Annotated in this window: 10 protein-coding genes; 8 read left to right on the top strand and 2 right to left on the bottom strand. The window is 62.4% G+C overall.

Annotated elements, in window-relative coordinates; all coding sequences use genetic code 11:
• Positions 1-77 precede the first annotated feature (77 nt).
• Positions 78-710 (top strand): HAD family hydrolase, encoded by a 633-nt coding sequence (locus C1717_RS01900; protein ID WP_102371556.1) that lies wholly within the window; start codon positions 78-80, stop codon positions 708-710.
• A gap of 346 nt (positions 711-1,056) precedes the next feature.
• On the top strand, positions 1,057-2,517 hold the full coding sequence (gene pyk / locus C1717_RS01890) for a pyruvate kinase (RefSeq protein ID WP_245859353.1): 1,461 nt from the start codon (positions 1,057-1,059) through the stop codon (positions 2,515-2,517).
• Positions 2,518-3,056: 539 nt separating this feature from the next.
• On the opposite strand, the gene C1717_RS01885 is transcribed toward pyk, so the two are convergent.
• On the bottom strand, positions 3,057-4,142 hold the full coding sequence (locus tag C1717_RS01885) for a threonine aldolase family protein (RefSeq protein ID WP_102371553.1): 1,086 nt from the start codon (positions 4,140-4,142) through the stop codon (positions 3,057-3,059).
• Between the two features lie 189 nt (positions 4,143-4,331).
• Here C1717_RS01885 and hisS point away from each other — a divergent pair, with 189 nt between their 5' ends.
• Both hisS and C1717_RS01875 read left to right on the top strand, forming a co-directional pair.
• A complete protein-coding gene (gene hisS / locus C1717_RS01880; protein WP_102371552.1) occupies positions 4,332-5,645 on the top strand; it encodes a histidine--tRNA ligase in 1,314 nt (437 codons plus the stop codon).
• A gap of 200 nt (positions 5,646-5,845) precedes the next feature.
• Entirely contained in the window at positions 5,846-8,692 is a 2,847-nt protein-coding gene (locus C1717_RS01875; RefSeq protein WP_245859351.1) for a phosphoenolpyruvate carboxylase, read from the top strand.
• Between the two features lie 572 nt (positions 8,693-9,264).
• Here the strand turns inward: C1717_RS01875 and C1717_RS01870 are convergent.
• On the bottom strand, positions 9,265-10,404 hold the full coding sequence (locus tag C1717_RS01870) for a hypothetical protein (RefSeq protein ID WP_102371551.1): 1,140 nt from the start codon (positions 10,402-10,404) through the stop codon (positions 9,265-9,267).
• A 265-nt stretch (positions 10,405-10,669) separates the two neighbouring features.
• Between C1717_RS01870 and rplM the strand changes: the two genes are divergently transcribed.
• The 4 genes from rplM to nagB all read left to right on the top strand — a co-directional run bounded on the left by rplM (position 10,670) and on the right by nagB (position 13,078).
• A complete protein-coding gene (gene rplM, locus C1717_RS01865; protein WP_102371550.1) occupies positions 10,670-11,113 on the top strand; it encodes a 50S ribosomal protein L13 in 444 nt (147 codons plus the stop codon).
• Between the two features lie 3 nt (positions 11,114-11,116).
• Entirely contained in the window at positions 11,117-11,512 is a 396-nt protein-coding gene (rpsI, locus tag C1717_RS01860) for a 30S ribosomal protein S9 (RefSeq protein WP_102371549.1), read from the top strand.
• Positions 11,513-11,793: 281 nt separating this feature from the next.
• Positions 11,794-12,291, top strand: coding sequence for a PTS sugar transporter subunit IIA (locus C1717_RS01850; protein ID WP_102371547.1), 498 nt, complete (start codon positions 11,794-11,796; stop codon positions 12,289-12,291).
• Positions 12,292-12,349: 58 nt separating this feature from the next.
• A complete protein-coding gene (gene nagB / locus C1717_RS01845) occupies positions 12,350-13,078 on the top strand; it encodes a glucosamine-6-phosphate deaminase (protein WP_102371546.1) in 729 nt (242 codons plus the stop codon).
• Positions 13,079-13,082: the final 4 nt, after the last annotated feature.

Raw genomic sequence — 13,082 nt, 5'->3', positions numbered from 1 at the left:
ATACAGCAGGTGGATATGGTGCTGCGAGTCGATCGCGGCGCACATCCGATGCCGGTTTCCACCGAGAAGGGGTGCGCATGGCAGCTTTCAAGCATATCGTGTTCGATGTGGACGGCACGCTCATCGATTCGGCTGAATCCGCCCTGCGGTCGCTTCAGCAGCTCGTGGAGGAGATGACCGGTGCCGTCCCGGAGAGGGACGAGCTGCGATTCTCGATGGGGCTCGCCGGTAAGGTCACTCTCGAGCGTCTCGGCATCTACAGCGCCGAGGCGCTCGACCGGTGGGCCGAGCTTTCGGGTGCCCTGGCGGACACGATCACCGTGTACCCGGGCGTGCGGGAGGCGCTCGAGCGTCTGCATGCGGCCGGTGCCGAGCTGGGCATCGTTTCATCGCGCAGCCACGGCGAGTATCGCGACGAGGTGGCGCCCCTCGGGCTGGACGGGTTCTTCGACATCAAGGTCCTCGTCGAGGACACGGTCGAGCACAAGCCGACGCCGGCTCCCATGCTCGAGTACCTGCGCCGGGCGGGTATCCCGGCATCCGAGGCGCTGTATGTGGGCGACACGGACTACGACCGGCAGTGTGCCCAGCGCGCCGGAGTTGCGTTCGCGTTCGCCACGTGGGGTGCGGCAAACCCGGTCGAGGGCGCGGACTTCGTGCTTGAGGCCCCGGCCGATGTGCTCGCGGTGGCCGGATGGGGGCGTCCCTAACGGGTGCGGGCCGTCCTCTTGTGGGGAGCGGTCTCGCTCGCGCGGCACGGTTTCGAACCGGGAGCCTCCACAGCGCTCTTGCTCCAGATGGGTTCCGCGGGCAAGGGCGCTGCGGGGGCTCCCCTCATGTTCCGCCCCACCCCGGCGGCTCTCTGCCGGCGCTGCCTACCCAAAATGCCATACAACATGCGAATATGCTTGAATAGGCCCAGCATATTGCCATACGGCGCCACCCTCCTTTGGCTTTTGCTACACTGATTGCATCTGCGCGTCCTGCACGCGGCAGTGGTGATCGTGTTCTGTAAGCCTTCGATTCTGCAACGCTTTTCTCGAGATGGAGGATTGGATGAAAAAGCGCACGAAGATCGTATGCACCATGGGCCCCGCTTGCGACGACGAGAACATCCTGCGCGAGATGATCCTCGCGGGCATGAACGTCGCCCGTTTCAACTTCAGCCACGGCAGCCACGAGGAGCACCACATGCGCATGGAGCGCGTGAAGCGCATCTCGCGCGAGCTCGGCATCCCCGTGGGCATCCTGCTCGACACCAAGGGCCCCGAGATCCGTACCGGCTTCCTCGAGGGCCACGCTAAGGTCACGCTCGAGGCCGGCTCGCACGTGGTCGTCACCGCGGCCGAGACCTCCGAGGAGCTCCTGGGCACCTCCGAGCACTTCTACCTCGACCACCTCGAGCTCCCGCGCGAGGTGCACGAGGGCAGTACCATCCTTATCGATGATGGCCTCATCGGTCTTACGGTCGAGAAGATCGAGGGGCAGGACATCCATTGCCTCGTCGAGAACGGCGGCGAGCTGGGCGAGAAGAAGGGCGTGAACGTCCCCAACGCCAAGCTCTCGCTTCCGACCATCACCGAGCAGGACCGCAAGGACATCCTCTTCGGTCTCGAGGAGGGCATCGACTTCATCGCCGCGTCCTTCGTGCGCAGCGCCGAGGGCGTGAACGAGATTCGCAAGCTGTGCAAGGAGAACGGTGGCGAGCACGTCGACATCTTCTCCAAGATCGAGTGCGCGCTCGCGGTCTACCACTTCGATGACATCCTGAAGGCCTCCGACGGCATCATGGTTGCCCGCGGCGACCTGGGCGTCGAGGTCGCACCCGAGGTGTGCCCCACCATCCAGAAGGAAATCATCGCCAAGTGCAATTCGGCCTGCAAGCCGGTCATCACCGCTACGCAGATGCTCGACTCCATGATCCGCAACCCGCGCCCCACGCGCGCCGAGGTCACCGACGTAGCGAACGCGATCGACGACGGCACCGACGCCACCATGCTCTCCGGCGAGACCGCTGCGGGCAAGTACCCGCTCGAGGCCGTCAAGATGATGGCGAGCATCGCGCTCACCACCGAGGCGACCATCCCGGCGCACAAGCCGTTCGACTTCAGCGCCGTCGAACCCGGTCGCAACATCGTGAACGCTGCCGTGGGCCTCGCTGCGGTGACCACGGCCTTCAACGTGGGCGCAAAGGCGATCCTCACGCCCACGAACTCCGGCAAGTCCGCGCGCCTGGTTTCGAACTTCCGCCCGATGCTTCCCATTCAGGCCACGACGCCCAACGAGTGGGCGCAGCGCAAGATGACGGTCTATTGGGGCGTCGAGCCACGTCTTAACGGTCGTACCGTGGGCAGCCTCGCCTACGTGGTCGACAACGCCATGGCAGAGGCGCGCGAGACGGGTGCCGCGCACAAGGGCGACCTCGTGGTTGTCACCGCCGGTGACCCCGCCTTCAAGATCGATATGAAGCACAGCGAGGTCTCGACGAACGTCGTCTACGTCGCCCAGGTGATCTAGGCTGCGTCCACAGACTCGGCGATGCACGGGCGGTGCTGTTGCAAAAACTGCAACAGCATGCGCTCAGACCCGACGGAGCCCCGAAAGGGGCTCCGTTTCGTCATATGGGGCCCTCGATGGGGCTATCGGATGCATCCCTGCAGGGCTCATGCAGGAGATGGGTGCGCAAGATTGGGGATCGTAAGAAAAGCGCATTATCAGAAGTGGTTGTCGTAGAAATAATGCATTCAGTCATGGGTAGTCGTAGAACTAATGCAGAAATAGATATGAAATCGTAGAAATAATTTAAATATTAGAAGAATAGTGCAGAAATCTTACGTAATGCTCAACAAGAATTAATATATCCTACGATACCTGACATAATATTTGTCGATAGGGGCATCGCAAGCGGGCTGGATGACCAGTCCGAAGCGTTAGAAGAAGGCCAGGCAGGAGATCGGCGCGCATGAAGCCCTTTCCGTTGCCTGGCCTCTCGGTCTCCCGTCTGAGGTCCTTTGCGCATCCCGTCGCGATCCGCAATCTGACGAACCGGTGCTTGGCTAGGCTATAAGCTCGCGGCAGGCGGGCAAGAGCTCCTGCTCGATGAGGGCGGGGTCTGTTGCCCAACTGGTCACAAAGCGCACGACGGTTCTGCCCTGCCCGGTGGGATCGGGCATGTCCATCGGCTCGCAGCCAAAGCGCTCGTTAAGAAGCTGGGCTGTATCGGGATTGACCCAGAAGAATTGCTGGTTGCCCGTGGTGGCTAGGACCGGATCCCAGCCGAGCGACTCCAAGCCATCGGCGAGCATGGTGGCGCAGCGGTTGGCATATTGGGCGAGCTGCCAGTACAGTACCGTTCCGGCATCGTTGGCGTTTGCAGAATCGAATGCAGCCTCGAACATCACGCCCATGAGACGGCCCTTCGCAGTGAGCGAGCCCGTGCGCTTGATGAGGTAGGGGAGCCGATCCGCCGCGCGTGCTCCCCGCGCGGTGTCGGTGCGGATGACGAGCGCTTCGCCGAAGAGCATGCCGTTTTTCGTCCCGCCGAGCGTGAATGCCGTCGCGCGGCGTGCGATGTGCGCGATGTCGAGATCGCTGCCTGCGGCGGCGATAGCGCTCGCCATGCGCGCTCCATCGACGTAGACCGCAAGCCCGCGCCCGTCTGCCCAGTTGCAGAGCGCGTCGAACTCGGAAGCGGTCCACACGTGCCCAAGCTCCGTGGTGTCCGAGGCGTAGACCATCGCTGGGCGCGTGTTGTGCGTGCCGGTGGCTGTGCACGCGCGCCAGGCGCGCTCAGCGCCGTCTGGCGTTACCACGCCGAGGGCATCGTCGGTTGGGATGAGCCGGCGGCCCGTGGCTTGGATCGCGCCGACCTCATGGTTCATGGGATGTGCGTCAGCGGCGCAGATGGGGCCTTCGAACTCGTCGGTCAGCGATGCGATGGCGATGATGTTTGCAGCCGTGCCGCCTGGTACGAAGCGCACTACGGCATCGGAAAGGCCGATTTCAGCGCGGATGAGCTCGGCCGCGCGAGCGCAATGCTCGTCGGTACCGTATCCCGGCGTCTGCTCGGCATTGGTGGCCACCAGCGCATTGAGGATTTGGGGCGCTGCACCCTCACTGTAGTCATTGCGGTACTGCTGCATGGTTGCTCCTCGGATGGCGCGTTCATTCCATTCCAGTATACCGACCATGCGCCCTGGCGACGCGATGGGACTATTCGTTTGCGGGTCTGCGTGCCGCTCCATATAATGGATGCCCAAACGGCTTATCGCGGGCGTGGATGAGCGGGCCGATATACCGGCGGCTGCGCGCGCTGATGGAAAGGGCGAGCCATGCAGGCACAGAAGGCAGAAGGTACCAAGGATCTAATCGGACGGGAGATGCGCGCATGGCAGCGCATGCAGGACGTTGCCGCCGAGGTGTTCGGTCCCTACGGATTCGAACCGGTCGAGACGCCCGCGATCGAGCAGGTCGACGTTTTCGTGCACGGCATCGGCCAGTCGACCGACGTTGTGCGCAAGGAGATGTTCCGCGTGTTCTCCGGCGCCAATTTGGAGCGCGTGCTTGCCGAGGGAACGGATGCCAAGCTCAAGGCCAAGCAGCGTCTGGCCCTGCGTCCCGAGGGAACGGCCGGCGTGGTGCGCTCGGTGGTGGAGAACAACCTGGTGCCGCAGGGTGCGAGTCCTGTCAAGCTCTACTATGCCGAGGCGATGTTTCGCGGCGAGCGCCCGCAGAAGGGGCGCCTGCGCCAGTTCCACCAGGTGGGTATCGAGTGGCTCGGCGCGCCCGATCCCGCTGCCGACGCTGAGTGCATCATCATGCTCATGGAGTTCTATCAGCGTTTGGGCTTCGATCTTTCCAAGCTGCGCCTACTCATCAACAGCATGGGCGACCCGGCATGCCGCCCGGCGTACCGCGACAAGGTGCGCCAGTTCATCCTGGATCACGCCGACGAGATCTGCGAGGAGTGCCGCGAGCGCGCTGAGCTCAACCCGTTGCGCGCTTTCGATTGCAAGAACGACCACTGCCGCGAGGTCATGAAGGATGCCCCGCTCGCGCCCGACAACCTTTGCGACGAGTGCGCCGCCCACTACGAGCAGGTCAAGCGTTACCTGGATGCGGCAGGCATCGCGTATGTGGAGGATCCCACGCTCGTGCGCGGTCTCGACTACTACACGCGCACCGTCTTCGAGGTGGAGGCACCGGGTGCCGGCGTGGGCTCGATCGGCGGCGGCGGACGCTACGACGGTCTCGTGGAGCTCGAGGGCGGAAAACCCACCCCGGGCGTAGGGTTCGCCGTGGGTTTCGAGCGTGCCATGCTTGCTCTAGAGGCATTCGGCGTCGAGCTCGGTGACGAACCGGAACCTTGCGTCTACGTTGCAAATGCCGGCGCCGACCTGCGCGAGCGCGTGTTCGCGATCACGCACGAGCTGCGTCGGGCGGGCATACGCACCGAGGCGGACTACCAGAGCCGTTCCCTCAAGAGCCAGTTCAAGCAGGCGGATAAGCTCGGGGCCACGTTGATGATCGTCGTTGGTGGGGACGAGCTCGCGCAAGGCGCGGTAAAGCTCCGCGACATGGTGAGCCATGAGGAGTGCCTGGTGCCGCTCGACGGAATCGTCGAGGCGGTGCGCGCCGCGCAGTGATCAGGGCGGCGTCGCGAGCATCGCCGCTTGCTGGGTGCCCGCTGTTCGCCGGGCGCAACATCGGCTGGTTTGAGGTTTCCAGCCGATAACGCTCCGGTAACTGCCGTGTTGCTCAGCGTATCTTCATACACCGCTAGATTGGGTTCCCTATAATGTGGCGAGGCGCGCTCGCCGGGTGCGCCTCGATAGAAGGGGACCCTATGTCACAATCGATGGATCCAGGGAGCTGCACGGTTGGGCGCGAGACGCTTGCCGGTGGCGCTGGCAGTGGCACAGCGCAGGTGCCACCGGTACGTATCTTGAGCTCCGAGGAGACCGCCGCGGCTATCCGCAGCTATGCCGAGATCGAGCTTCCCGACCGCTTGCGCGAGAGCTTGGAGATCTTCCTGCGCCTGGAGCGCAAGGTGCTACGCGAGTACGATCCTGAGCTCTGCAACCTTTTCGACCAGCTGCTGAACAGCGTCATCCAAGCGAATGAGGGGGACCCGGGGGCGGCTGCCGCGGGCGAGCGCGTCGATGACGAGGGCATTCCCGTGGAGGACACCTCGAGCGCGAACGCCTTCCGCGATGCGGTCGCGCTTATCGACAACCTTACGCTCGACCGCGCTCAGGTAGTGGTGCGCGCTTTCACGTCGTTCTTCCATCTCGCCAACCTTTCCGAGGAGAATTACCGCGTCGAGAGCATGCGCGCGCGCGAGCGCGAGGTCTCGCCCAACGCGCTCGTGGATCCTTCCAACGAGCTCACCGTCGCCTACAGCCGCCTCGTCGACGAGATGGGAGGCGGTCCGGCTACGCAGCTGCTCAGCAAGCTCGAGTTCCATCCCGTCTTTACCGCGCATCCCACCGAGGCGCGCCGTAAGGCCGTCGAGGGCAAGATTCGCCGCATCGCCCGACTGCTCGATGAGCGCCGGGAGCTCGGCGGGTCGGCGCTCGTGGAGAACGAACGCCACCTGCTGCAGGAGATCGACGCGCTCGTGCGGACCTCGCCCACATCGGTGAGCAAGCCCACGCCGCTTGAGGAGGCAGACACCGTCCTCGACATCTTCGACAGCACGCTCTTCGACATCATTCCCGAGGTCTATCGGCGCTTCGATGACTGGGTGCTCGGCGAGTATGCGGGCACGGTACCGCCTGTGTGCCCGGCGTTCTTCCATCCGGGCAGCTGGATTGGGTCGGACCGCGACGGCAACCCCAACGTGACGGCCAAGGTGTCTCGCGAGGTTGCGGCGAAGTATGCTACGCATATACTCGAGAAACTCGAGGACAAGTGCCGTCGCGTGGGGCGCAACCTCACGCTCGAAGCGCGCTACACCGCACCCTCCGAGGAGCTGTTGAACCTCTGGAATCATCAGGTCGAGATGAGCGAGGTGCTCACCTCCCGCGCACGAGGGATCTCTGCATCTGAGCCGCATCGCGCCGTGATGCTCGTCATGGCCGACAGGCTCAACGCCACTATCCGCCGCAACGCCGACACGATGTACCACAGCGCCGAGGAATTCCTTGCGGACCTGCGCGTGGTGCAGCGCTCGCTCGCCGCCGCCGGTGCCGTCCGCGCGGCATACGGACCGGTTCAGACGCTTATCTGGCAGGTCGAGACCTTCGGCTTCCATATGGTGGAGATGGAGTTCCGCCAGCACTCCCTCGTGCACGAGCGTGCGCTCGCCGATATTCGCGAGCACGGACTGCATGGTGAACAAGGCGAGCTCGCGCCCATGACGCGTGAGGTGCTCGACACGTTCCGCGCGATCGGGTCGATCCAGAAGCGCTACGGAGAGAAGATGGCTCGCCGCTACATCATCTCGTTTACCAAGAGCGCTCAGCATGTGGCTGACGTCTACGAGCTGGCGAACCTTGCTTTCGCGCATGCCGAGGACGTCCCTGCGCTCGACGTGATCCCGCTGTTCGAGCAGCTCGAGGACCTCGAGGGCTGCGTGGACGTGCTCGACGCGATGCTTGAGCTGCCGCCCGTGCAGGACCGTCTTCAGAAGACCGGTCGTCGCATGGAGGTCATGCTCGGCTACTCCGACTCCTCAAAGGATGCCGGCCCCACTACTGCCACGCTTGCGCTTCACAGTGCCCAGGCGCGCATTGCCGCATGGGCTGAGCGCAACGGCATCGATCTGGTGTTGATGCACGGCCGCGGAGGCGCTGTGGGACGCGGCGGCGGTCCCGCGAACCGCGCCGTGCTCGCGCAGCCGGCGGGTTCGGTCAACTGCTTCTTCAAGGTGACGGAGCAGGGCGAGATCATCTTTGCGCGCTATGGCAACCCGCTTTTGGCGCGCCGGCACATCGAGAGCGTCGCAGCCGCGACCCTGCTCAACTCCGCGCCGTCAGTGGAGCGCCTGAATACCGAGACCACCGAGCGCTACGCCGAGATGGCAGACCGCCTGAACGAGGTCTCGCATAAGCGCTACCTCGACCTCCTCAACACGGACGAGTTCGCGCCTTGGTTCTCCATCGTGACGCCGCTTACCGAGGTGGGTCTTCTGCCCATCGGAAGCCGTCCGGCCAAGCGCGGGCTTGGCGCCCAGTCCCTCGATGACCTGCGCACCATTCCGTGGGTGTTCTCCTGGTCGCAGGCGCGTATCAACCTTGCCGCATGGTATGGGCTGGGCAGCGCTTGCGAGGCTCTGGGCGACTTGGAGCTCTTACGCCGTGCCTATCGCGAATGGCCGCTGTTCGCCACGTTCATCGACAACATCGAGATGTCCATCGCCAAGACCGATGGGCGCATCGCGAAGATGTACCTTGCACTCGGTGATCGCGAGGATTTGGCTCGCAAGGTCTATGACGAGATGCAGCTCACGCGCCGCTGGGTGCTCGCTATCGTAGACGATGCTTGGCCGCTCGAGCACCGGCGCGTGCTTGGGCGTGCGGTGCGCGTGCGCAATCCCTATGTCGATGTGCTCTCGCTTGCGCAGGTGCGTGCCCTGCGCGTAGTCCGAGCTGAGCAAGACGAGCTTTCCGCCGAGGAGAAAGCCGCCTACCTGACGCTCATCCTCTCGACCGTGACCGGAGTCTCCGCGGGGCTCCAGAATACGGGGTAATCGGCGCCACCGACCGTGGTCGGGGCCGTTAGCTCGGTGCCGGCTCGCTTCGTTCGATCGTTGAAAGCCGCCTGTCATCCGTGCAGGCGGCTTTCTTGCGTTTAGGATCTTCTGTCGTTCGAAACGCAGCGAGTTCACGGGCGATCGTAGGAATTCTGCAGTCTTCTATCTGTGAATCCTCAAAGCCGACGTATTGGAATTGTGATCGTAGGAAATCTGCAAAGCTCTTTGATCAAGTCGTAAAAATAATGCATTTGTTAGCAATGATATCGTAGGATTTCTGCGGAATTGGCAATCGAGTCGTAAGTAATCTTCAAATCCAAGAACCTAATCGTAAAGAATCATAATTATTTTATTAAAAAATAAAGATATGTTACGATAAGAAGATAAAAAATGGAGAAAACATACGATGAGCTGTGAAAAATGAATAGTAATTACGAGAGATATGAAATAGAGACGGGCAGATCAAATCAAGGCGGACGATATCGGGGTCAACTGGCTGCGAACGCGAGTCGGCGTAATGGCGGGGAATGCACCCCGCCATACGTCAGCAGCGGCTAAACCGTTAGGCATCAAGCGCGCTCTTCCAACTGGGTGCCATTCCAGATCTGCTGGGTCCGCAGGAACCCCTCGATGGTTTCCTGTGATACCGCCACTTCCGTATAGGTGAGCTTGGATTGGGGGCTGACCGATGCAAGACGCTTGATCTCCGTGGCGACTCGTTCAGAGCGGGGGATGCCGTAGCGCGTCAGCTTATCAACGAATTGCTGAGGTTTCAGCACGTCTTCAGGCGAGATGCGCAGGATTGGAGCACCGTAGAGCGTGAGCTCCGCCTCGCGGTGCTGCTCGTCTGCAAGGATCTGGATGGCCGAGCGCCCAAGGCCAAAAGCATTATCGTTGTATTTTCTGATGCCGTCTGCCTCGCCGATGACCTTGCTGCCGCCTGGGAGGGTCCAGAGGTAATCGACGCGGTAGGTGCGCTGCGGGTCGTCGGGACGCGGCAGCTCGACCTGCAGGTCGGGAAGGGCGAAACCCTGCGTGATCATGAGGGCACGTGCAGCGGATTCCAACCAGCTCTCACTGCGCGGGTCGGCATAGCTCATGATCCCGATGGCGCGGTTGATGCCGAAGCGGTGCGTGCCGAACTCGCGGAACGCGGCGTGCATGGCTCTGCGGTTCGATCCGCTGAGTGCGAGGGCTCGGTCAGCTATGGCGAGCCCTTCGGTGAAGGGGCTGGTGCGCAAGCAGTCGAACGTGGTGCGCGCGAGCGGCGTGACCGTGATGCCGTCGACCACTTGGACATCGTCCCCAACGATATGCCGGGCGATGCTCCCCTCCGACCTACGGCGCTTCTCCAGCGTGGTTGCAACGTGAATAGTCGCGAGGCGCGGGTAGGAGATGGGCAGCCCCCACACCAAGCCAGCAGTCTCATGGCAAAAGACCATGTCGGGGTGGAGCTTCTGCAGGCCGCGCACGATGTGGAGAGCCTGCTGATCCGGTCTGAGAGCGTTCCAATATTCCGGCCGCGCGAAGAGCGAGCGCATCGGGCGGACGACGGAGCCCGAGGAGACGCGCCGGTTCAAAAGAGCGCGGATGGCAGCATCGTCGCTAACCAGGCACGAGCCCTCCTGTTCGGCAACTTTGAAGAGGTCTGCCAGGACTTGGTCGTTCGCTTTGCTCATGGCGGTCCAATCGTTCGCATGGAGGTCCATGGTGGCTTCTACCGCAAACCAGCGGTACAAGGGATATCGCAATAATAATGCAATCGATGGCAGAAAAACTAAGAAATCGTGCGATATGAAGATGGGGAAATATCGACCATTCTACGGGGGTGATTGGTGAACGTCCCGCGCGGCACAGGATGCGGAAACTCTGCGAAATACCGTTGACCGGGCAGCTAGATGCGGTATACTTCTACGGTCATTTGCAGAGCCCCGTGAATCTCTGTTACGACACGTTTTATTGGAGGAGTCCGAAGTGATTTCAAAGTCGACTCACTACGCCAAGCAGGGTGAGGTCTCCCGCAACTGGGTCCTCATCGATGCCGAGGGTAAGGTGCTGGGCCGTCTGGCCACGCAGATCGCCATGATCCTGCGCGGCAAGAACAAGCCCCAGTTCACCCCCAACTCCGACTGCGGCGACTTCGTGATCGTCATCAATGCCGATAAGGTCCAGCTTACCGGCAACAAGGCTGATCACAAGACCTACTATCGCCACAGCGGTTACAACGGCGGTCTCAAGGCTGAGAGCTTCCGCACGGCGATGGAGAAGCACCCCGAGGAGGTCATCCGTCGTGCCGTCCGCGGCATGCTGCCCAAGACCACCCTTGGTCGCCAGCAGCTCGGCAAGCTCAAGATCTACGCCGGCCCGGAGCATCCGCATGCGGCGCAGAACCCCGTCAAGATCGAGTTGGAGGCATAAACCATGGCTGAGAACACCGTTGTCTACCAGGGCACCGGGCGCCGCAAGAATGCCGTGGCCCGTGTCCGTCTCGTTCCCGGTACCGGCAAGGTGACCGTCAACAAGCGCGATGCTGCCGAGTACTTCGGCCGTCAGCAGCTCCTCGACGGCGCTCTTGCTCCCTTCAAGGTGACCGACACCATGGGCACCTTCGACGTCGTCGCGCTGTGCGACGGCGGCGGCATCTCCGGCCAGGCCGGTGCGCTCCGCCTGGGCATCGCCCGTGCGCTGCTCAACGCTGGCGACTATCGTGCCGACCTCAAGAAGGCCGGTTACCTGACTCGCGATGCTCGTGTGGTCGAGCGCAAGAAGTACGGTCTCAAGAAGGCTCGTCGCGCGCCTCAGTTCTCCAAGCGCTAAGGTTTCGCGGGATATCCGCTCCTTGCGTTCCAACGGGGTTTGCCTATGGCAGGCCCCGTTTTTCTATCTGCTGGTCCTGCCTTCTGCATGCTGCTAACGGGGATCGGGCCCGTGCATCGATCGGGATGACGGTCGCATATTCGGCGTCCCGATGGACTGCCGCAGGCTCGATCCGCCTCTTCGCGGCAAGGGTGCCGGACGCACCGATTTGCGGTAGGATAGGGGGTAACGATCGCACCTGTGGGCTTGCATCGTCGTGCATCGTCCGGTCAAGGGAGATCATGTTTAAATCGTTCTTACATTCGCTGGGGTTTCACGAGCGTCGCAATGTGCTGCTCTCGCCGTTAGCCGGCAAGGTGATCCCGTTGTCGGAGGTCAACGACCCCACCTTTGCCTCTGGCTCGCTTGGCGAAGGCGTTGCCATCGAGCCCACCGGCAACAAGGTGGTCGCACCTTCCGATGGCAAGGTGAAGGCGGTCTTCCCCACGGGCCATGCTGTGGCCCTGCACACCAATGAGGGCCTCGACGTCCTCATCCACATCGGTCTCGATACCTACAAGCTCGACGGCAGGCACTTCAGGGTGCGCGCTGCCGAGGGCGATTCCGTCAAGAAGGGTGACGTGCTCATCGAGTTCGACCGTGACGCGATCCGCTCGGAGGGCTACGATATCACTGCTCCCATTCTCATCTGCAACTCGGTTGAGTTCTCGAGCATCAAGGGGAACGTGGGCGATACGGTCCCTGAGCTCGGGAAGCTCCTCACCGCTCGGGAGCGATGACGCATCGGTTGGGTAGGCGGCCGCAGGACCGTGGAAAGGCTATAGGAAGGACCCTAGAATGAAGCTTATTCGTGTACGCGACTACGAGGACATGAGCCGGAAAGTCGCGAATATCATCGGTGCGCATATCATCTTGAAGCCCACGACGGTGCTCGGCCTCGCTACCGGCACCACCCCGATTGGCACCTACCAGCGGCTCATCAAGGGCTATGAGGACGGCGACCTCGACTTCTCGCAGGTGCGCAGCTACAACCTCGACGAGTATCGCGGACTCACGCACGAGGATACGCAGAGCTACCATTACTTCATGTATGACCAGCTCTTCAACCATGTCAACATCGACCCGTCCAACGTCCATGTGCCCGATGGCGCCAACCCCGACGCCGACGCCGCCTGCAGCGAGTACGACCGCATGGTCGAAGAGGCCGGTTACTGCGACCTGCAGCTGCTCGGTATCGGCCGCAACGGTCACATCGGCTTCAACGAGCCCGACGAGGTCTTTTCCAAGGGTACGCACTGCGTCGATCTGACCCAGAGCACCATCGAGGCCAATGCACGCCTCTTCGAGCGTGAGGAGGACGTCCCGCGCCAGGCGTACACCATGGGTACCCAGACGATCATGAACGCCCGCCTCATCGTCATGGCTGTGTCGGGCGAGAACAAGGCGCAGGCGCTCCACGACATGTGCTACGGTCCCGTCACGCCGCAGTGCCCCGCCTCCATCCTGCAGCTCCATCCCAACGTGATCGTCGTTGCCGATGAAGCTGCCCTTTCGCTGTGCAAGTAGCGTG

It is taken from the genome of Enorma phocaeensis, assembly GCF_900186505.1.
Classification (GTDB): domain Bacteria; phylum Actinomycetota; class Coriobacteriia; order Coriobacteriales; family Coriobacteriaceae; genus Enorma; species Enorma phocaeensis.
Note: the sequence above shows the minus strand (reverse complement) of the source record. Positions and strands in the feature narration are given on the sequence as shown.